At 62.3% G+C, this 23,404-nt stretch carries 19 protein-coding genes; 12 read left to right on the forward strand and 7 right to left on the reverse strand.

Going from position 1 to position 23,404, the window contains the following annotated elements; genetic code table 11:
• Nucleotides 1-73 precede the first annotated feature (73 nt).
• Nucleotides 74-2,833 carry a [protein-PII] uridylyltransferase gene (locus tag GRI69_RS11355; RefSeq protein ID WP_160728390.1) on the reverse strand — a complete coding sequence of 920 codons (2,760 nt, stop codon included), beginning with the start codon at nt 2,831-2,833 and terminating at the stop codon, nt 74-76.
• Nucleotides 2,830-4,524: a class I adenylate-forming enzyme family protein gene (locus GRI69_RS11360; protein ID WP_160728391.1), complete on the reverse strand. Its 1,695-nt coding sequence runs from the start codon at nt 4,522-4,524 to the stop codon at nt 2,830-2,832. Before GRI69_RS11360 ends, GRI69_RS11355 begins: the two co-directional genes overlap by 4 nt.
• Before the next feature lie 170 nt (nt 4,525-4,694).
• Between GRI69_RS11360 and lgt the strand changes: the two genes are divergently transcribed.
• The 3 genes from lgt to GRI69_RS11375 are packed head-to-tail and all read left to right on the forward strand — an operon-like array spanning nt 4,695 to nt 7,091.
• Nucleotides 4,695-5,573 (forward strand): prolipoprotein diacylglyceryl transferase, encoded by an 879-nt coding sequence (lgt, locus tag GRI69_RS11365; RefSeq protein WP_160728392.1) that lies wholly within the window; start codon nt 4,695-4,697, stop codon nt 5,571-5,573.
• Nucleotides 5,570-6,625, forward strand: a complete 1,056-nt coding sequence (locus tag GRI69_RS11370; RefSeq protein ID WP_237453068.1) for a class I SAM-dependent methyltransferase — start codon at nt 5,570-5,572, stop codon at nt 6,623-6,625. The genes lgt and GRI69_RS11370 overlap by 4 nt, the downstream gene beginning before the upstream one ends.
• 55 nt (nt 6,626-6,680) lie before the next feature.
• Nucleotides 6,681-7,091 carry a DUF2147 domain-containing protein gene (locus GRI69_RS11375; protein ID WP_160728393.1) on the forward strand — a complete coding sequence of 137 codons (411 nt, stop codon included), beginning with the start codon at nt 6,681-6,683 and terminating at the stop codon, nt 7,089-7,091.
• Between the two features lies 1 nt (nt 7,092).
• Here GRI69_RS11375 and GRI69_RS11380 read toward each other — a convergent pair whose 3' ends face one another.
• The 4 genes from GRI69_RS11380 to GRI69_RS11395 all read right to left on the reverse strand — a co-directional run bounded on the left by GRI69_RS11380 (nt 7,093) and on the right by GRI69_RS11395 (nt 11,440).
• Complete coding sequence (locus GRI69_RS11380) at nt 7,093-8,628, reverse strand: glycine betaine ABC transporter substrate-binding protein (protein WP_160728394.1); 1,536 nt, start codon at nt 8,626-8,628, stop codon at nt 7,093-7,095.
• A complete protein-coding gene (locus tag GRI69_RS11385; RefSeq protein WP_160728395.1) occupies nt 8,625-9,392 on the reverse strand; it encodes an ATP-binding cassette domain-containing protein in 768 nt (255 codons plus the stop codon). The genes GRI69_RS11380 and GRI69_RS11385 overlap by 4 nt, the downstream gene beginning before the upstream one ends.
• The gene (locus GRI69_RS11390) at nt 9,389-9,847 is read right to left on the reverse strand and encodes a hypothetical protein (protein ID WP_160728396.1); all 459 of its coding nucleotides are present in this window, start codon (nt 9,845-9,847) and stop codon (nt 9,389-9,391) included. The genes GRI69_RS11385 and GRI69_RS11390 overlap by 4 nt, the downstream gene beginning before the upstream one ends.
• 66 nt (nt 9,848-9,913) lie before the next feature.
• The gene (locus GRI69_RS11395; protein WP_160728397.1) at nt 9,914-11,440 is read right to left on the reverse strand and encodes a sensor histidine kinase; all 1,527 of its coding nucleotides are present in this window, start codon (nt 11,438-11,440) and stop codon (nt 9,914-9,916) included.
• 186 nt (nt 11,441-11,626) lie between these two features.
• Here GRI69_RS11395 and GRI69_RS11400 point away from each other — a divergent pair, with 186 nt between their 5' ends.
• The 8 genes from GRI69_RS11400 (at nt 11,627) to GRI69_RS11435 (ending at nt 19,449) form a co-directional block, all read left to right on the forward strand.
• Entirely contained in the window at nt 11,627-12,796 is a 1,170-nt protein-coding gene (locus GRI69_RS11400) for an isovaleryl-CoA dehydrogenase (protein WP_160728398.1), read from the forward strand.
• On the forward strand, nt 12,793-14,403 hold the full coding sequence (locus tag GRI69_RS11405; protein WP_160728399.1) for a carboxyl transferase domain-containing protein: 1,611 nt from the start codon (nt 12,793-12,795) through the stop codon (nt 14,401-14,403). The genes GRI69_RS11400 and GRI69_RS11405 overlap by 4 nt, the downstream gene beginning before the upstream one ends.
• A gap of 76 nt (nt 14,404-14,479) precedes the next feature.
• Nucleotides 14,480-15,112, forward strand: coding sequence for a hypothetical protein (locus GRI69_RS11410; protein WP_202391983.1), 633 nt, complete (start codon nt 14,480-14,482; stop codon nt 15,110-15,112).
• 58 nt (nt 15,113-15,170) lie between these two features.
• Nucleotides 15,171-15,791: a 1-acyl-sn-glycerol-3-phosphate acyltransferase gene (locus GRI69_RS11415; RefSeq protein WP_160728400.1), complete on the forward strand. Its 621-nt coding sequence runs from the start codon at nt 15,171-15,173 to the stop codon at nt 15,789-15,791.
• Nucleotides 15,788-16,585 (forward strand): DUF1295 domain-containing protein, encoded by a 798-nt coding sequence (locus GRI69_RS11420; RefSeq protein WP_160728401.1) that lies wholly within the window; start codon nt 15,788-15,790, stop codon nt 16,583-16,585. The genes GRI69_RS11415 and GRI69_RS11420 overlap by 4 nt, the downstream gene beginning before the upstream one ends.
• Nucleotides 16,586-16,646: 61 nt before the next feature.
• Nucleotides 16,647-17,288 carry a hypothetical protein gene (locus tag GRI69_RS11425; RefSeq protein WP_160728402.1) on the forward strand — a complete coding sequence of 214 codons (642 nt, stop codon included), beginning with the start codon at nt 16,647-16,649 and terminating at the stop codon, nt 17,286-17,288.
• Nucleotides 17,289-17,348: 60 nt separating this feature from the next.
• Nucleotides 17,349-17,903, forward strand: a complete 555-nt coding sequence (dcd, locus tag GRI69_RS11430; RefSeq protein ID WP_160728403.1) for a dCTP deaminase — start codon at nt 17,349-17,351, stop codon at nt 17,901-17,903.
• 352 nt (nt 17,904-18,255) lie between these two features.
• Nucleotides 18,256-19,449, forward strand: coding sequence for a saccharopine dehydrogenase family protein (locus GRI69_RS11435; protein WP_160728404.1), 1,194 nt, complete (start codon nt 18,256-18,258; stop codon nt 19,447-19,449).
• A gap of 32 nt (nt 19,450-19,481) precedes the next feature.
• Here GRI69_RS11435 and GRI69_RS11440 read toward each other — a convergent pair whose 3' ends face one another.
• Nucleotides 19,482-21,662: a TonB-dependent receptor gene (locus GRI69_RS11440; protein WP_160728405.1), complete on the reverse strand. Its 2,181-nt coding sequence runs from the start codon at nt 21,660-21,662 to the stop codon at nt 19,482-19,484.
• Nucleotides 21,663-22,079: 417 nt separating this feature from the next.
• On the opposite strand from GRI69_RS11440, the gene GRI69_RS11445 reads away from it, so the two are divergent.
• Complete coding sequence (locus GRI69_RS11445) at nt 22,080-23,372, forward strand: tyrosine-type recombinase/integrase (protein ID WP_160728406.1); 1,293 nt, start codon at nt 22,080-22,082, stop codon at nt 23,370-23,372.
• The last annotated feature ends 32 nt before the right edge of the window (nt 23,373-23,404 follow it).

Here is a 23,404-nt window from a genome sequence, read left to right on the forward strand (position 1 = left end):
CCTTGGTTTATCTCTCGCAAGAATCAGTGGCTGATTCGCAACCCAAGTGCAACAATCTTCCTGCAAACGTATGCTACGCGTCTTCCAACCGTGCCTGCATTGCATCACCTGCCGCCTCTGCAAGGCGCGCTTCGAGCCGGTTCCGGCGCTCGCCCTCGGCCAGTTTATCGCCCGTCAGATCCGTGACGTAGAAGGTATCGACCGCACGCTCGCCGTAGTTCGTGATATGGGCCGAATGAACGACCAGCCGGCTTTCAAACAGCACGCGGGCGAGGCGGTTGAGCAGCGCCGGTCGGTCGCGGGCATTGACCTCTATCACGGTGAACCGGTTCGAAGCCTTGTTGTCGAACAGCACGCGCGGGCTCACATCGAAAGCCTTCGACCTGCTGTGCGGCAATGGTCTTTGAGCCAGCCTGGGAGTCAGGTCGATCCGGTTGGCAAGCGCATCGGCAATGCTTTTCTTCAGGCGCTCCAGCTGCTGTTCTTCGCGAAACGGTGCGCCATGCGGATCCTGCACGAGGAAATTGTCGAGCGCCCAGCCGGATCGCGTGGTGTGAATGCGCGCATCGATGATGTTGCCGCCGGCAAGGTGGATGCCGCCAGCGATCCGGTAAAAGAGCCCCGGATGGTCGGCAGCGATCACGGTCACCAGGGTCGCGCCGCGCGCATCGTAGAATTCGCAGTGCACCGATAGCTGGTGTTCCTGCGCGCGCGCGTCGGCATAATGCACGAGGTTGAGAGCAACGATATCGACTGGCTCCGCAATCCAGTAGGCATCGTCGAGCACCGTGCCGAACTCTTCCACGAGAGCGGCTTTTTCTTCCAGCACGTCGGCGACCTGCGCCTTCTTCGCGGCAACCTTCTCCTTGCGACCTTGCCGCATGTGACCGAGCCGGAGCCTTTCCGATGACGCATCGTAGAGTTCGCCGAGCAGTTGGCCCTTCCAGCTGTTCCATGTGCCCGGTCCGACTGCCCGAATGTCGACCGCCGTGAGGATGGCGAGGTGGCGCAGACGCTCGATGCTCTGCACCTGCGCTACATAATCCTCGATCGTCTTGGGATCGGTGAGATCGCGTTTCTGGGCAGTGTGGCTCATCAGCAAGTGGTTCAGTACCAGCCAGGCCACGAGTTCGGTCTCGCTCTCCGACAAGCCGAAACGGGGGCACAATTCCTCAGCCACCTCAGCGCCCAGTACCGAATGATCGCCGCCGCGCCCCTTGGCGATATCGTGCAGCAGGGCCGCAACATAGGCGACCCGGCGCGAGCCTACCTTGTGGATCAGCCGCGAAGCACGCGGGTGATCATGCTTGAGTTCGCCCTTCTCGATCTTGTTGAGCAGGCCGATCGCGCGGATGGTGTGTTCATCCACCGTATAATGGTGATACATATCGAACTGCATCTGCGCATTGACCCTGCCGAAATCCGGCACGAAGCGGCCGAAAACGCCTGCCTCGTTCATCCAGCGCAGGACCATTTCGGGATCGTTCCGCCCGCATAGCAGGTCGAGGAAAATGGCGTTGGCGCGCGGGTCTTCGCGCACCGCCTGATCGATCAATTTGGAGTCGCGGTTCGCCTGCCGCATCGTCTCGGGGTGAATTTCGAGACCTTCGGCTTCCGCAATCTGGAATATCTCGATCAGCCGCACGGGGTCCTTGGCAAACCAGTCGTCCGAAGGCGCGGCGATACGCCCTCCGAATACCCGGCAACCCTTCACCATGCGCGGCTTGGGCTTGAACCCGGCGAAGAACCCCTTTCGAGCCGATCGCTGGGCGAGGTCGTCCTCGATATGGGCGAGAAACACACCCGTCAGGCTACCCACGCGTTTCGCCTGCATGAAATAGAACTGCATGAACCGTTCGACCGCGCTCTTCCCGGGGCGGTCGGCGTAATTCATGCGCTCGGCCACTTGCCGTTGGAGATCGAAGGTCAACCGGTCCTCGGTACGCCCGGTGAGGATATGCATGTGGCACCGGACGGCAAGCAGGAAACGCTCCGCCCGGCGGAAGCTGCGATACTCCGCATCCGTCATCAGGCCGGCATCGACGAGTTCCGAGGCGCTGGAGACGCGGTGAATGAACTTCCCGATCCAGTAGAGCGTCTGCAAATCGCGCAGGCCGCCCTTACCGTCCTTCACATTGGGTTCGACGACATAGCGGCTGTCGCCCATGCGTTTGTGACGCGCGTTTCGCTCTTCCAGTTTCTGAGTCAGAAACGCCTGCTCGCTGCCTCTGACGACTTCGCTCGTGTAGCGCTGCTCGCCTTCATCGTAGAGTGAGCGATCGCCCCAGACATAGCGCCCCTCGAGCAATGCTGTACGGATGGTGAGGTCGTCCTTCGCCAGCCGGATCGCTTCGTCGAGAGTACGGGTGGAATGGCCGATCTTGAGACCGAGATCCCACATCAGATAGAGAATGGCTTCGACCACCTGCTCGCACCAAGCGTTCCGCCGTTCCCCCACGAGGAAGGCGATGTCCACATCGGAGTATGGCGCCATTTCGCTGCGGCCATATCCGCCCACAGCCATGACCGCGAGCCGTTCGCCCGCGCTGCGATTGGGGTTGGGATAGGTGTGCTGCGTGACGTATTCGTGGATTACGCGAACAAGCTGGTCGACGAGAAAGGAGTAGCCGCCAGCCACCGCATGGCCGGCCGAAGGATGCGCTTCCAGGCGCCGCTCCATTTCGCCGCGCCCCCGGTCGAGCGCCTGTTTCAGCAACTCGACCACCGGCTGGCGGGATGCGTCTCCATACTCCTCGACCAGCGCTTCGATCCGGGAAGCAATTTCGCGCCGGTCGAAGATCGCGCGCTGGTCGGTGATCACTGGTTCGGTCAAGTGGCGGTGATGCTCTGGGCGTAGGTGGATTTCACGCTGCGCTTGTCGACCTTTTGCGTGCCGAGGCGGGGCAGGTGGTCACTCGAATGCCAGACATGGGCAGGCACCTTGAAGGCCGCGATATGCTCGCGCAGGAAATCCTGCAGCTCTTCGGGGCTCAGATCCTTGCCCTCATGCGTGAAATAGACCGCCGCGGGAATTTCACCGAACCGTTCGTCGGGGACTCCGAACACGCTGCATTCCGCAACTGCCGGATGCGCGTAGATCGCTTCCTCCACTTCGATACAGGAGATATTCTCGCCGCCGCGGATGATGATGTCCTTCTTGCGGTCGACGATGAAAAGGTAATCGTCGTCATCGAGATAACCCAGATCGCCCGTGCGGAAATAGGCATCCTTGGTATAGGCTGCGTCGGTCGCCTTGTCGTTCTTCCAGTATCCGAGGAAGTTGGCGACGGACCGGATGCAGACCTCTCCCACTTCCCCTTTGCCCAGCTTGTTGCCGTCATCGTCGAGGATGGCCATGTCGACCAGTGGCTTGGAAGGCATCCCGGTCGAACCGGGCTTCGCCATGTAATTCTCGTTGAGATTGCCGCAGCCGACCGCGTTGGTTTCGGTAAGGCCATAGCCGAGCAGCGGGAAACCGTTGGGGAAGGCCTCCTTGATCTTGGTGACATGTTCGGGCGGACGCGGGGCGCCGCCTGCGGCAAAGCTCTTGCACTGCGACAGGTCGAACTGGTCGCGTTCAGGGTGGGTCGCCATTTCATAGCTCATCAGGGGAACGCCGACGAAATAGGTGATCTTCTCTTCGTCGAGCAGCCTCAATGCCTCGCGCGCATCCCATTTGGGCATGAGCACCAGCTTGCGCCCCAGCGCGAAACTCTGGAGAAACAGGGGCACTTCTCCGGTAACATGGAACAATGGCACTGCCACCAGCGCGCTCGGCTGAACGGTCGGTGCCTCGCCGCGCTCGGTCAGTATCTGGAGGATCATCGCGGTCTGCGCGACATAGTTCATGGTGCCGGAGACGACACCGAGATGATCGGAATAGGCACCCTTGGGATTGCCGGTCGATCCGGAAGTATAGAGTATGGTGGCGAGATCATCAGGGCCGATCTGGCCCAGCATCTGCATCGCGGTGTCGCCTTCCGCCCAGATCGGGGCAAGCCCTTCCGAGGGCGCGCCATGATCGAACACGACGACTTTCGACTTGATGCCGTGGCCCTCCATGCGCTTGGCGCGCTGCGGATCGGCAAGCACCAGCGAACATTCGCACAGGTCGATGCCGTAGGCCATTTCATCGCCGGTCCACCAGCCGTTCAGCAGAGTAGCGCAGCCGCCCGCCATCAGCGTGCCCATGTAAGCCAGGATCCAGTTGACCGAATTGCGCGCCGCGATGCCGACGCGGTCTCCCTTCTTCAATCCGTGCTTCGTGACCAGGCCGTGCGCAACGCATGCAGCGGCGCCGTAAACCTGTCCGAAGGTCAGCCGCAGGTCGCCGTCGACGATGAAGAGGTCGTCCTTCTTCTCGTTGGCGAAATGCGCGAAATAATGCGCCAGGCTGGGGGGCGCATTCTTGAAAGCGGGCATCTCCACGCCGCGGCGCTCGATGGGGGTGGTTTCGAACATCTGGCCGGGTGCAGTCACGGCGGCGGTGAAGCGATGGATATCCTTGTCGAGATCGGTCGGCATATTCGTGTCTGGTCCTCTCCATTGACGAGCGCGGGCAAAATCGCCCCGTTCCCGCCATTGGCTCGGAACAGTGCGAGACAGGCTTTCCCCAAAAGGCCTGCTATGCCAAAAGCCGCCCCCGAGACGGGTCGCGCGATGCGGCTTTCGGCATTCTCTAAGGGGATAAGACCTTGCTGTCACTACTGGCTGCGACTGCGGCTGCATCCGAACCGATCCAGTGGGCGGAGCTGGGCCTGCGCCCCTATCTGTTCGAGATCGGCAGCTTCCAGCTGCGCTATTACTCGCTGGCCTATCTGTTTGCGATACTGTTCGCCTACTGGCATTTGTCGAAGATGATCAAATCGCCCGGCGCGCCGATGGCGCAGCGCCATGCCGACGATCTGTTCTTCTACTGCACACTGGGCGTAATCGTTGGCGGCCGATTGGGCTATGCCGCGTTCTACCAGCCCGACCTCTTCGGCGGAGTCGAACTGTTCCAGCTCTGGAACGGCGGAATGAGCTTCCATGGCGGAGTGATCGGCGTGCTCGTCGCGATCAGCTGGGTTGCCTGGCGCGGCGCGCTGAACTGGCTGCGCGTATGCGATTACATCGCGGTCAATGTCCCGATCGGTTACATGCTTGGCCGGATCGCCAATTTCATCAATGGCGAACTTTACGGACGGCCCGTCGAAGGCGATCTCGCGTGGGCGATGGTATTTCCGGGAGGTGGTGAAATCGCCCGCCACCCGAGCCAGCTCTATCAGGCGGGGCTCGAAGGATTGCTGCTCGGCGTGCTGCTGATCGCGCTCTTCTGGACCACCCGGGCACGCTACCGTGCGGGCCTGCTGGTCGGGCTGTTCACCATCGGAATGGGAGCCGGCCGCTTCGTGAACGAATTTTTCCGCGAGCCCGACGCCCATCTTGCCTACCGCGTGGCCGAAACAGGCCTCAGCCAAGGCCAGTGGCTAAGCCTGCCCATGATTGCGGTCGGCGTGGCCGTGATGATCTATGCGCTGATCCAGCCACCGGTTGGCGGAAAGAGCGTGTCGTCCAAACCCCAGGCGGCATGAACGAGGCAGGGATCGCGACTGACCTAGCCGCCACCTTCCGCCGGTTGATAGAGCGGCACGGGCCCATGCCCGTGTCGCGTTACATGGGCGAAAGCAATGCGCGCTATTATTCCGCTCGCGATCCGCTGGGCAGCGCTGGCGATTTCACTACTGCGCCCGAGATCAGCCAGATGTTCGGGGAAATGGTGGGGCTGTGGCTGGCCGATCTCTGGAACCGGTCGGGTCGGCCCGATGCCGCCTATGTCGAGCTGGGTCCCGGCCGCGGAACGCTGGCGCGCGACGCCCTGAGGGCAATGACCAGCCAAGGGATGGCTCCCCCGGTCCATCTCGTCGAGGGGTCCGGGGCGCTGCGGAAACTGCAGGCCAACACGCTAGGCCAGGCACAGTTCCACGACAGTATCGATACCCTCCCCGAAGACAGACCGCTCTACATCGTTGCGAATGAATTTCTCGATGCACTGCCGATCCGGCAGCTTGTCATGACCGAGCGGGGCTGGCGCGAGCGAATGGTCGCACTCGAAGACGATCGCTTCGTCTTCGCCGCCGGGCGCAGCCCGATGGACGATGCCGTGCCGGAACATCATCGCAGCCATCCCGTGGGGACGGTGATCGAAACCTGTCCCGCCGCCGCCGCCACGGTCGAAGAGATTGCCCGCCGGATCGACATTCAGGGCGGCGCAGCACTGTTCATCGACTACGGCTATCTTGTGCCGCAGACCGGCGAGACGTTGCAGGCCGTCCGCGCACATGAAAAAGTGGGCGTGTTCGATGCGCCGGGCGAGATGGACCTGACCGCGCTGGTCGATTTTGCGACGCTTGGGCACATGGCAAAGCGAGCGGGTCTCGCCGTCGATAGCGCCACACAGGGTGCTTGGCTGAACGCCATGGGGATTGCTCTTCGCGCGCAGGCGCTTGCGCAGCGCTCCCCGGATCGCGCCGATGAGCTTGACCGCGCACGTGATCGTCTGGTCGGAACAGACCAGATGGGCGAATTGTTTAAGGTCATGGCGCTTACCCCGCGCGGTGCGCCTCGCGGAGCCGGCTTCGGCTGAGGTTCATCCTGTCGCTGCCATTTCCTTGGCAAGAAGCAGATCGAAGGGTCATCACATGAAGAATTTCCTCGCCTTTGCAGCCCTGATCGCCGCCGCACCCTTGCTCGCCGCGCAGCCGGTCGAAGGCAGATGGCTCACCGAAGAACGCGACGCAGTGATCACCATCGGCGATTGCGGAAACACCCTCTGCGGGCGGATCACGAAATTTCTCGTCACGCCGCCGCAAGGCGCGGACCAGCGCGACGTCAACAATCGCAATCCCAAGCTACGCAGCCGCAAGCTAATGGGTATGCCTGTACTGACAGGTTTCACCGAGGACGGCGACGAATGGCGGGGCGAAATCTACGACCCGAAAAGCGGCAAGACGTACCGCTCGATCATTCGCAGGAAGAATGCGGCCACGCTTGAAGTGAAAGGCTGCCTCGGTCCCTTTTGCCAGACCCAGACCTGGAAACGCGCTCGTTGATCTATAGGCCAGCTCGCTCCGCCAACTGCCGCGCCGCTTCCTCGAAGGACAGTTTGTTGTCCTCGCGATCGACGGAATAGTTGGCCTCGCGCATCGCGCCGACATCTATGGCACCGATCAGGGGCTCGAGCGCGGCAATGATTCCCTGATTGCGCCCCGCAGAAGGGCTGAGCAGCAGCACCGCGTCATAGTTCGGAAATGCACCGCGCGGATCGTCGAGGATGGTGAGGTTGTCCGCCTCGATTCGCCCGTCGGACGTATAGGCCCCGATCACATCCGCTTCTCCCGACCGAAGGGCGTTGTACATGAAAGTGGGTGAAAAGTTGCGGCGTTCGGCGAAGCGCAAACCATAGGCTTCGCGAACTGCGATCCATTCGGGGCGCTCGAAGAATTCCGGATCGCCGCCGATGGTGAGCTGCGGCGCGACCCGCGCCAGATCCTCGATCGAAGCGAGCCCGTAGGTCCGTGCACGTTCGCGTGATACGGCGAGGCCATATGCATTCTCGAAACCCAGCCGCCCCAGCAGGTGCATTCCGGTATTCGCGGTCTCCCACTCGGCAATCTGCTCGTACATCTTTTGGCGCGGCAGATTATCCTCACGTTGCATCTGGTTGGCCCAGATCGTGCCCGTATAGTCGACGTAGATATCGACTTCGCCGCTTGCCGCAGCACTATGCGCCACTGCCGACCCAAGCCCGTCGCGATATTCGACAGCAAACCCTTCCTCCTCCAGCCGCTGGCCGATGAGACGCGCCAGAATGTACTGCTCGGAGAAGCCCTTGGCCCCGATCACGACAGCGTCTTCGTCCTCGCCGCCGAATTGCGCAAACAGGGCCGCGCCAAGGCCCAGTGCCACGGCCACGAGACCCCCGAGCCAGAGGCTTCGCCGCCGGTCGCGAAACCCGCGTTCGATCGTTCCGAGAATGGTGTCTGCCAACAGCGCCAGACCAGCACTGGCGATGCATCCGGCAAGGACCAGCGCCCAGTTCTGCGTCTGCAGTCCGGCGAAAATCGGATCGCCCAGGCTCTTCTGTCCGATAGTCGTCGCAAGCGTTGCAGCCCCGATGGTCCAGACCGCTGCCGTACGAATACCTGCCATGATATAGGGGGCGGACAGGGGTGCTTCGACCAGCCACAGGCGCTGGCGAAATCCCATCCCGACGCCATGCGCCGCTTCGACGACACCCGGATCGAGATTGGCCTGCGCGGTCACGGCATTGCGCAGGATCGGCAGCAGCGCATAGAGCGCCAGGGCGAGCAGTGCAGGCAGGAAGCCGAGCGTCGGCAGACCTTCTCCGAACACCGATCGCAGCGACAGCAGGATCGGAAAGAACAGCGCGAGCAAGGCGAGGGCCGGGATCGTCTGGACGAGGCTGGCGAAGGCAAGCGAAATGCGGGCCACTTTATCCGACCGGCTCGCCCAGATAGCCAAGGGCAGTGCGACCATGATCCCCAGTGCGATGGCAGCGGCCGACAGCAGGACATGGGCGGCCAGCTGGTCGCCAAGACCCATCAATGCGCCCCACAGCCCGTTCACCGCGACAGCTCCGCCAGTCGTTCGGCCTGGTGCCGGGGCACCGCGACAAGGGCCTGCGCTATCTCTCCGCCGCCACCCGCTACAAGCGCCTGCGGATGCTCGTCCGCGACGATTTGCCCCTCGTCCATCACCAGCACGCGATCTGCCAGCAGCAGGGCTTCGGCCATGTCGTGCGTGACCATGACGGTCGTCAGGCCGAATTCCTGGTGAAGGCCGCGTACCCGCTCGCCAAGCGAGTCCCGCGTGACGGGGTCCAGCGCGCCGAAAGGTTCGTCCATCAATAGCAGGTGAGGATCTCCGGCCAGCGCACGCGCCACGCCGACACGTTGACGCTGTCCGCCCGAAAGCGCCTCGGGCATCCGCCGGGCCATCTCCGCATCCAGTTCCACCAGTTCGAGCAGCTCGGATACGCGCGACGTGCCGATCTTCTGGCCTGCCAGCCTCGGCCCGATCCCGATATTCTCGGCGACCGTCATATGCGGGAACAGCCCGATCGACTGGAAGACATATCCGATCCGCCGCCGCAGGGCTGCCAGCGGGAGACCGGCAACGTCCTCGCCTTCGAACAGCACGCGTCCCGCGCTGGGCTCTACCAGCCGGTTGACGGTCTTGAGCAGCGTTGACTTGCCCGAACCGCTTGCCCCGACAAGCGCAACGAACTGGCCCGGCTCGATCTGCACAGATACCCCTTGGACCGCACGTGTCCCGCCATAGGATTTCGCGACGTTTTCGAATGCGAGCGCGGGGCCTTCCGAGCCCCTCACTCTTCTTCGTCACCTTCCGTCGGCTCCGGTGCCTGATAGTTCACGCGCGTCAGCTCGATCCGGCGGTCCCCGGGCCCGGTCGCAAACATCGTGTCGTCATCAACGCTTCCGGGCTGCCAGCAGGTTTCAACGCCGTTCTCGTCATCGGGGGTCATGCATAACTGTTTGCCGCTGGGGCCATCGGAATAGGTCCAGTCCCCTTCCTGCCAGAGATCGCCGTTCCGCAAATCGCGATAGCGCCCCTCGACATCGAAATAGGTTGCGTAGCGCGCGCCGTTTTCCGCGGCTACACGCCACGCGGTCTCCGCAAAGCCTTCAGGAGCAGGTTCTTTCTCTGCTTCCTCGCCCGCCTCCTCCAGCATCGATTCTTCTTGGGAGACGGGTGCGTCCTCTGGCTGCGTGCACGCGCCCAGACCCAGCGCCAAGATAGTCGAAATACTAAAGAAAACGCGCAAACTTCCCTCCATCCGGTCGAATGAGCCGAAGCATAGGAAAACGAACGCGGATTGGCGAGTGCAGCTTCAGCCGCTCAGCGACGAGACCGGCACTGAAATCTCGACATCGAGCCCGTCGTCGGAATAGGCCCGCGTGAACCGGCCGCCCAATTGTCCTTCGATTGCCATCCTCAGCAGCCGCGAACCGAAGCCCTCGGCCTCCTGTTCGGGCTTTCCCTTGCTGTGAACCGAGGACTCTCGCCATGCGACGCATACCCTGTCCTCACCGTCGCATGGCTGGCGGATCTCGATCGAGACCTTACCGTCATGATGGGCGAAGGCTCCGTACTTTGCGGCATTGGTCGCAAGCTCGTGAAAGATCAGCGCCAACGGTGTTGCCGCGCGCGACCCGACCCTGACTTCGTCACCAGTGATCGCCACGCGTTCACCCTTCGCACCGTCGTATGGCGCAAGAAGGTCTTCCAGCAAGCCCTTGAGATCGTCCACTCCGCGGGCGTCGTCGGCGCGGACATAATCATGTGCCGTGCTAAGTGCGCGGATCGCGGCATTCAGCTCGTCTGCAAAGGGTTTCACTTCAGGCTTTCCGCGGGCATGCAGGGCGATCAGCCCGGTCACGACGGCGAAAATGTTCTTGATGCGGTGCGCCAGTTCGTTGGCAAGCAGGTCGCGCGCTTCGGAGAGGCGATGCGCGTCGTCGATATCGATGACCGTGCCGAACCAGCGCTTACCGCCGTCTGCCTCGTCCACAGGCAAGGCCCGGCTGAGCACCCAGCGATACTCGCCATCCTTGTGAAGCAGCCGAATTTCGTCCTCGTGCGCCTTGCCTTCCTTCATTGCGGCTATCCAGCGCGCCAAGCTGTTCTCGCGCTCGTCCGGGTGGACCAGATCGGCCCAGTCCGAGGCGCTGAGCGGAACGGCCGCGCCGGTAACCTCGTGCCAGCGCGCGTTGACGTAATCGAGGTTGCCCTGATCGTCTCCCGACCATGCGATGCCGGGGACGGAATCGATCATCCTCCGGAGCCGCGCTTCGCGCAGGGCGATTTCGCTCCTCGCTGCTTCGCTTGCCCGCCTCTGGCCGAAGCGGCGCATGACCGCCGCCGCCAGCACCGTCATTCCCTGGTGCTGAAGTTCGGTAAGTCCTTCCGGCCGCGGTTCGGTATCGATCACGCACAGAGCGCCGAGCGGTGCGCCTTCCTCGGACACGAGCGGGAAGCCGGCATAAAACCGGACCTTCGGATCGCCGGTGACCAGCGGGTTGTCTGCGAAGCGCTGGTCCTGCATGGCATCGCATACGATCAGCGGCTGCGCTTCCAGCATCGCATGGGCGCAAAAGCTCGTCGAGCGGGGGGTTTCGCTGGCATCTAGGCCGACCCGGGCAAGAAAGCGCTGGCGCGCCTTCTCGACCACCGTGACCGTGGAGACCGGGGTCCGGCAGAAATCTGCCGCGAAGGTAACGAGCTGCTCCAGTTCGGGATCGTCGAGGAGACCTTGCGTGCCATAGGCGGCGAGCACACTCAGCCGCTCGTCCTCGTCGCAAAATTGCGGCGAAGGCGCGTTACCTTGGGGCCAGAGAGTCTCTTCGGAAGTGAACATGTCCATCTGCGCGGGGTGCAATAGGCGATAAACAACGGAGATACAACGGTTTTACCCGGCGAAGGCAGAGAGCATGGTTAGCCATCTTTCGCTCGCCGATTCAGAGATTTGCGCGCGTCCTTTTGCTCGGCTATCGGGCGGCGTAGAAAATGCAGGACCTGTCCGGTCCGCCAAGGAGAGACGATTTTGCGCGCTACCCCCGATTTCGATTTTCAGCTCGGCGAGAGCGCCGACATGATCCGCGAGAGTGTCGGCCGCTTCGCCGACGAACAGATCGCCCCGCTGGCCGAGAAGGTCGACCGCGAGGACTGGTTCCCGCGTGACGAACTGTGGCAGCAGATGGGCGAACTGGGCCTGCACGGCATCACCGTTCCGGAAGCGGACGGCGGGCTGGGTCTCGGCTATCTCGAACATGTGATCGCGGTCGAGGAAGTGAGCCGCGCCAGCGCGTCGGTCGGCCTCAGCTACGGCGCGCATTCGAACCTCTGCGTCAACCAGATCGCGCGCTGGGGCAATGAGGCGCAAAAGGCGAAATACCTGCCCAAGCTGATCAGCGGCGAGCATGTCGGCAGCCTTGCGATGAGTGAGGCGAGCGCCGGGTCGGACGTCGTTTCGATGAAGGCCAAGGCGGAAAAGGTCGAGGGCGGCTACGTGCTCAATGGCACCAAGTTCTGGATCACCAACGCGCCTTATGCCGATACGCTGGTGGTCTATGCGAAGACCGATCCGCAGGCGGCCAGCCGCGGGATCACCACCTTCCTGATCGAAAAGGGTTTCGAAGGCTTTTCGATCGGCCAGAAGATCGAAAAGCTGGGCATGCGCGGCTCGCCGACGTCGGAACTGGTGTTCGACGATTGCTTCGTTCCGGACGAGAACGTGATGGGCCCCGAAAACGGCGGTGTCGGCGTGCTGATGAGCGGGCTCGATTACGAGCGCGTCGTGCTCGCGGGCTTGCAACTCGGCGTGATGCAGGCCTGCCTCGACACGGTCATCCCCTACCTTCGCGAGCGTACCCAGTTTGGCAAACCGATCGGGTCCTTCCAGCTGATGCAGGCCAAGGTGGCGGACATGTATGTCGCGCTGCAATCGGCGCGTGCCTACACTTATGCCGTCGCCAAGAGCTGCGACGCTGAAAAAACCACGCGTTTCGACGCGGCAGGCGCAATCCTGCTCGCGAGCGAGAACGCCTTCCGCGTCGCGGCCGAGAGCGTCCAGGCGCTGGGCGGTGCGGGCTACACGCTCGACTGGCCGGTAGAGCGCTACATGCGCGATGCCAAGCTGCTCGATATCGGCGCGGGCACCAACGAGATCAGGCGCATGCTTATCGGGCGTGAACTGATCGGAGCGGCGGGATGACCGCACCCGTCCTGACCTCCACGCTCGACCGCGAGGCACCCGATGCCGAGGCGCGTTTCGACTATAACAAGTCGCTCGCCGTGGACCTGCGGTCCACCGTTGCCGCTGCCGCGCTGGGCGGCTCCGAAGGCAGCCGGGAGCGGCATGTGGGCCGGGGCAAATTGCTCCCGCGTGAGCGGGTGGAGCGGCTGCTCGATCCGGGCAGTCCTTTCCTCGAGATTGGCCAACTTGCCGCCAATGGCATGTACGGCAAGGACGCGATCAACGGCGCGGGACTGATCGCCGGGATCGGGCGCGTGTCGGGCCGGCAGGTGATGATCGTGTGCAACGATGCCACCGTGAAGGGCGGCACCTACTATCCGATGACAGTCAAGAAGCACCTGCGCGCACAGGAAATCGCCCAGGAAAACCGCCTGCCGTGCATCTATCTCGTCGACAGCGGCGGGGCGAACCTGCCGCATCAGGCCGAGGTCTTCCCCGACCGCGACCATTTCGGGCGTATCTTCTTCAACCAGGCGAACATGTCCGCGCTCGGCATCCCGCAGATCGCCTGCGTCATGGGTAGCTGCACTGCGGGCGGAGCCTATGTTCCCGCCATGTCCGACGAGACGGTCATCGTGCGCAACCAGGGCACGATCTTCCTTGCCGGCCCGCCGCTGGTGAAGGCGGCGACGGGCGAGGAAATCAGCGCCGAGGACCTCGGCGGCGGCGATCTGCATGCGAAGAAATCCGGCGTGGTCGACCACCTCGCCGAGAACGACGAGCACGCGCTCACCATCGTGCGCGATATCGTCAGCCATCTGGGCGAAAACCACGCCGCGGCCCAAGGCGTCGCACTGCGCGAACCGCGCCCACCGAAGTTCGACCCGGAAGACCTCTACGCCATCGTGCCCGAGGATGTCCGCGCGCCCTATGACGTTCACGAAGTGATCGCCCGCCTCGTCGACGGCAGCGATTTCCACGAGTTCAAGCAGCATTACGGCAGCACGCTCGTCTGCGGTTTCGCTCATATCTGGGGGATGCCGGTGGCGATCCTCGCCAACAACGGCGTGCTGTTCTCCGAAAGCGCGCAGAAGGGCGCGCATTTCATCGAGCTTGCCTGCCAGCGCCGCATTCCGCTGCTGTTCCTCCAGAACATTTCCGGCTTCATGGTTGGCGGTAAATACGAGGCGGAAGGCATCGCCAAGCACGGCGCCAAGCTGGTCACCGCCGTCGCCACCGCCTCCGTGCCCAAGGTCACCGTGGTCATCGGCGGCAGCTTCGGAGCGGGCAATTACGGCATGTGCGGCCGCGCCTATTCCCCGCGCTTCCTGTTCACCTGGCCCAATGCGCGCATCAGCGTGATGGGCGGCGAGCAGGCCGCGTCGGTCCTCGCCACCGTCCACCGCGATGCCGACAGCTGGAGCGATGAGCAGGCAGAGGAATTCAAGGCCCCGATCCGCCAGAAATACGAAGACGAGGGCAACCCCTATTACGCCACTGCCCGCCTGTGGGACGACGGCGTGATCGACCCGGCCCAGACCCGCGATGTCCTCGGCCTCGCGTTTGCTGCGACACTGGAAGCCCCCATAGCGGAACGCCCGCAATTCGGCGTTTTCCGTATGTAAGTGAGGAACTTCACAGGCCTTCCAGACATTCCTCTCTCATGACCGTGGGGGTTGGACCGGGAACAGGAGAATTCCCATGGAAGGCCAAGAAGTCACCATTGCCATCGTGCTCATCGTCCTCGTTGTCGGGGCGTTGCTCGCGTGGCTGTTCATCCAGCGCAACCGCACCAAGGAATTGCGCGATCGATATGGCGAGGAATATGACCGCACGCTCGAAGCCAAAGGCGGGCGGCGCGATGCCGAAACCGATCTGATCGAGCGCGAGGAACGGGTCAAGAAACTCGAAATCCGTCCGCTTACTTCGGAAGAACGCGATCGCTATGCCGGTGAATGGAGGGATACCAAGGCGCTGTTCGTCGACAGTCCGATGGAAGCTGTAAGCCGGGCGGATCGCCTGCTCACCGACATCATGAACCTTCGCGGGTATCCGATGGCCGATTTCGAGAAGCGCCATGCCGATCTCACCGTCGATCACGGTGACGTGGCCAAGCACTACCTCGCCGGACACGAAATCGCCGACCGGTCGAGCGATGCCACGACCGAGGAATTGCGCCGCGCCATCAATCACTATGAAGCGCTCTATGGTGAAATGACCAACGAAGTGGCCGACCGCGATGGGGACGGCGTGGACGACCGGCTGGAGTCGGGTACCGGCGCACCGACACGGCCCGGCACCGACCCCTCGTTGACGGAACGCGACCGGGTCTGACACCGCGGTTCCTCTCGCTTTCCCGCCCGGACCTGCTAACCGGGCGGGAGGAGAGAGAATGCCGAGCGCCACCAATCGCAAGCCATCGCTGCTGAGCCGTCTCGTTCGGCGATTGCTGATCTTGCTATATCGCTGGAAGGGCTGGCGCATCGACGGACGGCGGCCCGAAGCGCGCAAGTTCATAATCCTCGGTGCACCCCATACCTCCAACTGGGACTTCATTTTCTTTATTGGCGCCACGCATGAACTCGGCATCCGCCCGAGCTTCATGGGCAAGAGCAGCCTGTTCAAATGGCCGATGACCGACTTCATGCTCGACATGGGGGGCGTCCCGGTCGATCGCGCCAAGCGGGCGAACTATGTCGAACAGGTCGCGGCTGCATTCGCCGCGGCGGATGACCTCGCATTGGTGATCGCCCCCGAAGGTTCGCGGACCTTCAAGGGCGACTGGCGCAGCGGCTTCTACCATATCGCCATGGCCGCGGGCGTACCCATCGTGCCCGCATGGGTCGACAATGCGAAGCTGGTCGGAGGCATGGGCGAGCCGATCATGCCGACCGGCGATTACCGCGCCGACCTGGCGAAGATCGCCGCCTTCTACCGTGAAAAGCGTCCCGATTGCGATCGCTTCGTGGCGCTTGAAAAGAGCACGCAGACCGTGGGAGAGATGAAGAAATGATCGACGCCCTCCTAGTCAACGCTGCGACTCTGGTGGGCGTCACGTTGATGCTTTGGCTCGTTTCTGTGAAGATCGGCGATGTCTCGTTCATCGATTCCTACTGGGGCGCAGGCATGGCGCTGATGGCGCTCACAAGCTGGCTGCAACTCGAACAACGGGGGCTACTCGCTCACCTGCTTCTGGGAATGACGGCGGCGTGGGGACTCAGGCTCGGCATCTATCTCTTCCGCAGGTGGCGCGCGGAGGGCGAAGACAAGCGCTATGCCCGCATGCTCAGGAATGCGCGCGAAGAGGGCCGTTTTGCCTCGACCGCGCTGACCAAGATCTGGCTGGGACAGGCCGTCCTTTTGTTTCTCGTTAGCTCGCCGGCGCAGGCCGGCATCCTCGCCGCAGGGGGAGAAGACCGCCTGACCGTTGTGGCCGTCATCGGCGTGGCGCTCTATCTGGTCGGCATTGTCTTCGAATGGGTCGGCGACTGGCAGCTTGCCCGGTTCAAGGCCGATCCCGCGAACAAGGGCATGGTTATGGACCGGGGGCTGTGGCGTTATACCCGTCACCCCAACTATTTCGGCGATGCCTGCGCCTGGTGGGGTATCTGGCTGGTCGCCGCCGGTATCAGCTGGGAAGTCGCCCTGTGGACCGTGGCGGGTCCGATCTTCCTCACCTTCACGCTGATCAAATGGTCTGGCGCGGCCCTCTTGGAAAAGGGAATGAAACATTCGCGGCCCGGTTACGGTAAATACAGGCGCCGGACCTCCGCCTTCATCCCGATGCCCCCAAAGAATAGCGATTGATCCGAGGCGCGGGGGTTTAACCCCGCTCCTGATCCGCTAAATGGGCACGAGGAAGCTTCCAATGGAGCCGGGACAGGTGGGCGAGAAGGATATCGATCAGCAGCGGAGGCGCTTTGCTCTCGAGGCAATGGAGCTCCTCGAACGCACGGGCGAGGAAGTTACGCGTGCGCGGCTCGCGGCGGAACTCAACATAGCTCGCGCGCGGATGGAGGCTGTCTTTCCCGAGGAAGGCGATCTGCTGGAAGCGATCACCGCCGAGTGGTTCGCGCCCAAGATCGCAGTGATGGACGAGGTGATGGGAAGCGGTCTTCCCCCGCGCCGCAAGATGTACGAATTCTTCGCGCGCCGCTTCGCACTGCTGCGCAAGAACTTCCAGGACGATCCCGCCACCTTCCGCCTCTATGTCGAAATGGGCGAACGGTATTTCGAATATGCCCAGAGCTATGTCGATCTGGGCGATCACTATCTTTGCGAACTGATTGCCGAAGCGCAGGCGGACGGTCACCTTGCGGGGATGGACGTCGACTATGCCCGGTCGGTCATCAACCAGATGGTGCTCAGCTATATCCAGCCCTACCTCATCGCGATGATCGGAGACCGCCTTTCCGAGGACAAGCTGGCCCATATCGTCGATGCGATCTTCGACGGGCTGGATGCGAAGGACGGCGGCGCACGGGGGACCGGCAAGCTCCACGCCGCCTAGGAGGGGGATTAAATCCCGCCTCCGCTTGATGCATGCGCTGCTTTGCGGAATCACAGCGGCATGGCGATTCTCTCCGACAAATGGATCCGCGAAGCGGCCACGACACGCGACATGATCGAACCCTTCGTCGAGAGCCAGCGGCGTGACGGGACCATCAGCTACGGCCTGTCTTCCTATGGCTATGACGCACGCGTGGCGGACGAGTTCAAGATCTTCACCAATATCGACAATGCCGTGGTCGACCCGAAGGATTTCGCCGCGACAAGCTTCGTCGATCGCCAGACAGATGTCTGCGTGATCCCGCCCAACAGTTTCGCGCTCGCCCGGACAGTCGAGTATTTTCGCGTGCCGGATGATGTGCTGGTCATCTGCCTCGGCAAGAGCACCTACGCCCGCTGCGGCATTATTGTGAACGTCACGCCGCTGGAGCCGGGCTGGGAAGGCCATGTGACGCTCGAATTCTCGAACACCACACCCTTGCCCGCGAAAATCTACGCCAATGAGGGCGCGTGCCAGTTCCTGTTCCTGCAAGGGAACGAGCGGCCCGAAGTGACCTATGCCGACCGCGCAGGCAAATATATGGGCCAGCGCGGAGTGACGTTGCCAAGGTTGTAAGAGCCTTCGCCGCTGGGTCTTCTGCCAGCAATGGACCGGCCGTTTTCCTACAGATCGCCAAGGCGCTATCGCATGGACTTTTGCCAACCGACGGTGAAGCCCATGCCTCTCTTCTCTACACGCCTAGTCCCAGTCGATGACCGAGCCGTCCATCTGCAAAGGTCACACCCGCCGCGCCAAGCTTACACTCAAGCCCCTGATCCTGCGCGGAATCCGCGGAAGTTCACGGGTTTGAAAAGAACGTCCATCGTCAACCCTTCGCTGCTGCTCCCGGCCTTGCAAGCGCTCACGACGTAGCGGCTTTGACTCGCACGGCATCACGGCGCATCACCTCGCCCGAAGGAGAGATTGCATGACCGATGCCAACCAAGAAAACAGCCGCGAATTCGATATCATCGTCTATGGCGCGACCGGTTACACGGGACGCCTCGTCGCCGAACATCTCGTTCGCGAATACGGCAATAGCGATCACGGCCCGAAATGGGCGATGGCCGGCCGGAGCGAAGACAAGCTGACTGCGGTACGCGAAGAAATCGGCGCGCCTTCGACCACGCCGATGATCGTGGCCGATGCAGACGATCCCACCAGCCTCGAAGCCATGTGCCGGCGCACCAGGGTGGTCCTGACGACGGTCGGCCCGTACCAGCTTTACGGCAATGCGCTGGTCGAAGCCTGCGTGAAGACCGGAACCGACTATGCCGATCTGTGCGGCGAACCGGCCTGGATGGCGGAGAAGATCGCCCAGCATCACGAAGCCGCCAAGGCCAGCGGAGCCAGGATCTGCTTTTCATCCGGTTTCGATTCGATCCCCTTCGACCTCGGCGTGCTGATGCTGCAGAAAGAGGCGGTCACGCGTCACGGTTCTCCGGCGCCCCGCGTCAAGGGCCGCGTCCGCACGATGAAGGGCACCTTCTCAGGCGGGACCGCAGCCAGCCTCGGCGCGACGATGAAAGCAGCGATGAAGGATGCGAAGGTCATCGGCGTTCTGCGCGATGCGTTTGCGCTCACGCCCGGCTTCGAAGGGCCGGATCAGCCCTCGGGGATGGTACCGCATTACGAGGAAGACACCGGCAAATGGGCGGCGCCCTTCGTCATGGCGCCGATCAACACCAAGAATGTCCACCGCACCAACTTCCTCCGCGGCCACCCCTATGGAACGGATTTCCGTTACGACGAGATGGTGCTGACCAGCCCGGGGGACGCGGGCAAGGCCGCCGCCAACGCGATGGTAGACTTGATGAAAAACCCCTTTGGCGCCAAGCCGCCGAAGCCGGGTGAAGGACCGACAAAGGAAGAGCGCGAGAACGGCTTCTACGACGTGCTGTTCATCGGCGAGTGGCCCGACGGAAAGCAGATCAGATACGCGGTGAAGGGCAAGTTCGATCCGGGATATGGTTCGACCAGCCGAATGCTCGGCGAAACGGGCATGGCACTATTGCAGAGTAAGGCCGAAGGCGGCGTGGGAACACCGGGATCGTTTCTGGCGGAGGAACTGGTCGAACGGATGCGCGAACACGCGCATCTCACCTTCGAAGCCGAAGGTTAGGAAGGGGGGCGCCGACGCCCCCCTTCTCGAAGTTACATGCTCATGCGCACCGCGACGCTGATGTTGCGGCCGGGAAGCGGGACGAAATCCTTCGTGAAGCTGGAATGGCGCCGGCCTTCTTCATCGAAGATGTTCTCGGCCTTCAGGATCACCGCAAGGGTGGGGTCGCTTTCCAGCGGACGCCATGTGGCCGATGCATTGACGAAGGTGAAACCTTCGGTTGCCGTCTCGAAGGGCGCGACGTCGTTCTGGTCGTCGAACCATTCGACCTCGCCGCGCAGCGTGAGGTTGCCGGTATCGGCTTCCAGCGCGCCCATCAGGCCTAGCGGTGGAATGCGCGGCACCTTGAAACCGTTGCCGAATTCGGCCTCGATATACTCGCCGCGCAAGTCGGCAGTGAGGTCGAAGCCGGGTGTGTCGATGAAGGTCCAGGCAATTTGGCCTTCTACGCCGGTGTAGGTCGCATCCTGCTGGAGGTATTCGAACACCGGCAGCTCGTCTTCTTCCAGGCCGGTCTCGCTGAGGTAGATGTATTCGTCGAACCAAGACCGGTAGGCAGCCACGGAAAGGTCGACCGGACCCAGGCTGCCACGCGCAAACAGTTCGACACCCCAGGCTTTTTCCATGCTGAGGTCGGGATCGCCGATCTCGAACTGCTGCGTCGCGATATGCGGCCCTTCGGAGAACAGTTCTTCCGCACTTGGCGCGCGGGCCACCCGCGAGAGGTTCACACCGGTACGGGAACTAGGCGTTGCCTGATAGGCCAGACCGACCGCGCCGGAGACACTGTCGAAATCGCGTTCGATGCCGAGCGGGACCGAATCCACGTCGGTCATCTCGTAGCGCAGCGCCCCTTCGAGCTGGAGCGGACCATTGCCGTATTCCTGCAGGGTGAAGAATGAAATCTGCTCGGTCCGGTTCGGCGCGACATAGGCTTCCGCACCCTCGGCGGCGAAATCTCGGAAGTAGAACTGGGTCCCGATCGAACCGCGCAAGACCCCATCCTGATTCTGGAGCAGTTCGGCCCTTGCCTCGATACCCTGCACGTCGAATACGGTGCCGACCTCGTCCCCTTCGAATTCGGTATGCGTGTAATCGGAATAACCGGCACGGATCTTGAGGCGTTCGAAGATTCCGTCGCCGAGCACGATATCGCCGCGCATGTCGGCGCGATATTGGCGCAGACCGATGCTGACCGTTTCGGGACCTTTTTCCTCCTCTTCGGAGTGGGCCTCTTCGCCCTCTTCTTCGTGGTGGTGGGCACCGGGCAGGATGGGAACTCCGTAAAAGGTGTCGTAAACCCCGACGGAGACGCCAAGGCTCGAATCGTTCCGGAAGAACGCAAGGCCGCCATTGGCCGCCCATGTCTCGGTGCCGCTGTTGAAGAGAGTGTCGCTGGCGTTGGCCGCTTCGCGAAGCTCTTCGGCCTCTTCGAAAGCGCCCTCTTCCTCTTCTTCGGCCGCATCGGCGAGCAGGTCGGCGCGCAAATCTTCGGACAGCACGAACCCCGGGACCTCGAGATCATCGGTTTGGCGATAAATCCCATCGGCATGAACCACGAAGCCGCCACCGAGCGGAACATCGAGCGAGGCACCGCCCTCGCGCAAGTCCTTCACCGTGTCGGCGCGGACCAGGGCGTCGAGATGGAAGTCTTCCGCAGGAATGCGGCGCGGGATTCGCTTGTCGATGACGTTGACGGCACCACCGATGGCCTGGCTACCATAGAGAAGCACGGCCGGGCCGCGAAGCACCTCGATGCTTTCCGCCGTTAGCGGATCGATCGAGACCGCATGGTCGGCGGAAGTATTGGACACGTCGATCGCACCAATACCGTCGACGAGGACCTTGACCCGTTCGCCCGAAAAGCCGCGCAGGATCGGGCGGGAAGCGCCCGGTGCGAAGCCGCTTGCCGTAACGCCGGGGATGCTGGTGAGAACTTCACCCAGCTGGCCGTCCATATTGGCATCGAGCTCTTCGCCTTCCATCACATCGCTGCCGGCGAGAAGGTCGAATTCGCGCAAGGCCTCGGCACTGACGATGATCGTACCGTCAAAAGCGATGCGCCGATTGTGCAGATCGTCTTCGGCGCTGGTCGCCTCGGCCTTGTCTTGCGCAGCAGCGTCTTGGGCAAATGCAGGTGCGGCTTGAGCCAGTGCGATCAGGGAGATGGAAGTGGCAAGGCCACGGCGAAGCGAAACGGTGTGATACAACATAACGCGCTTGATAGCGATGCGAGATCGGAACGCAACCATTGCTGCGACAAAACGCAAATTCGCACGACGAACCGCATCGTACGGCACGCCGAACAAAATTCTCATCATAAAGGAAAATGGAGCGGGCGAGGCGATTCGAACGCCCGACCCCAACCTTGGCAACTGCCTCTCGGCATTTTCGCTATCGTTTTCGTATTCAGTAAAATCTACGATATTCCAGGCAATATCAATTGCTTGTTTCTCACATCGAGTCCCCATTGGTACGCTGCGATTTCCGGCGGTTTCCCTCCTACTGCTTCCCCCCTGCTTCCCCGGCCATGCTGCACCTGTGTGGGGAAGCAAATATCAAGCGCGTGGGCCACCGGAGCGCAGGAGCAACTTCGAAAGGAATGACAACTCAAATCAAGGACAAATCGCATGACCAGACTAACTAAACGCACCGTCGAGGCGCTCAAATCCAACCGAGAGCGCGACACCTTTCTTTGGGACAGCGAACTGCGCGGTTTTGGCGTTCGCGTTAAACCCAGCGGCACCAAAACATTTATCATCCAATATCGAAACCAAGAGGCGAGGACCCGTCGCTGTGTTATAGGCCAATATGGTGTTCTGACTGTCGAGCAAGCCCGCGACCTCGCCCAAAAGAAGCTCGCCGCTGTGATCGACGGGGCCGACCCATCCGCCGAACGGCACTCGGTCCGTACGGGGCTGACAATCGCAGCAGTTTGCGATTGGTATCTTGCCGAGGCCGAATCCGGTCGGCTGATCGGACGAAACCGCCGCCCCATCAAGGCGTCATCGGTCGCAGGTGATCGAAGCCGTATTGAACTCCACATTAAGCCGCTGATCGGCAATCGCGTGGTCAGCCAATTGAAATTGGCAGATATTGAACGCTTGCAAGGTGATATTGCGGCTGGTCGAACCGCCCGAGCGAGGCGCACAAGCCGAGGTGGGCAAACGGCCGGCGGCTCAGGCGTTGCTGCCCGCGCCATCAGCACGCTTCGCGCTCTACTCAATCACGCCCGCCGCCTCGGCATTATTGAGGTTAGTCCGGCAACAGGCGTGCGCATCATGGCCTCGCAGAAGGTGAAGCGATATCTGAGCGCTGGCGAAATCCGTCACCTTGGCAAGGTGATGACGCAGATGGAACGCGAGGGCGAACACCCGGCCGGCCTCGCTGCGATCCGCGTCATGCTTCTCACCGGTTTTCGCCGCACGGAAGTGCTGGCAATGCGCAAGGCATGGGTTCAGCCCGACGACAATCTCGTCCGTTTTCCGGATACCAAGTCCGGTCCGCAGATCCGCGTGGCCGGAGACTCAGCAATGCACGTGCTGGAGGCTCAGGCTTTGTCCAGTCATTCGCCCTTCATCTTCCCGGCGGATTGGGGCGATGGGCATTTCGTAGGCGTCGTTCGGGTGCTGGGCCGAGTCTGCGCGCGTGCAGGCCTGGACAGAGTGACACCGCACACCCTGCGCCACAGCTTTGCCAGCATGGCAGCGGCGCAAGGTTTCAGTGAACTGACCATCTCGGGCCTACTCGGTCACGCCCCGCGCGGCGTAACCCAGCGCTATGTGCACCTGGATACCGCGCTCATCATCGCGGCGGATCAAGTGGCGGCAGAGATTGCGCGACTATTGGACGGTGGCGAGTTGCGGAGCGTGCGGGAGATCAAGCAAGCGCGCACACTGGCAGCTTTGCGTGCAGTTGCATGACGCCTACTTGGCTAAGATTGCCCAAAAGTCAG

Source organism: Qipengyuania vulgaris, from assembly GCF_009827325.1.
Classification (GTDB): Bacteria; Pseudomonadota; Alphaproteobacteria; order Sphingomonadales; family Sphingomonadaceae; genus Qipengyuania; species Qipengyuania vulgaris.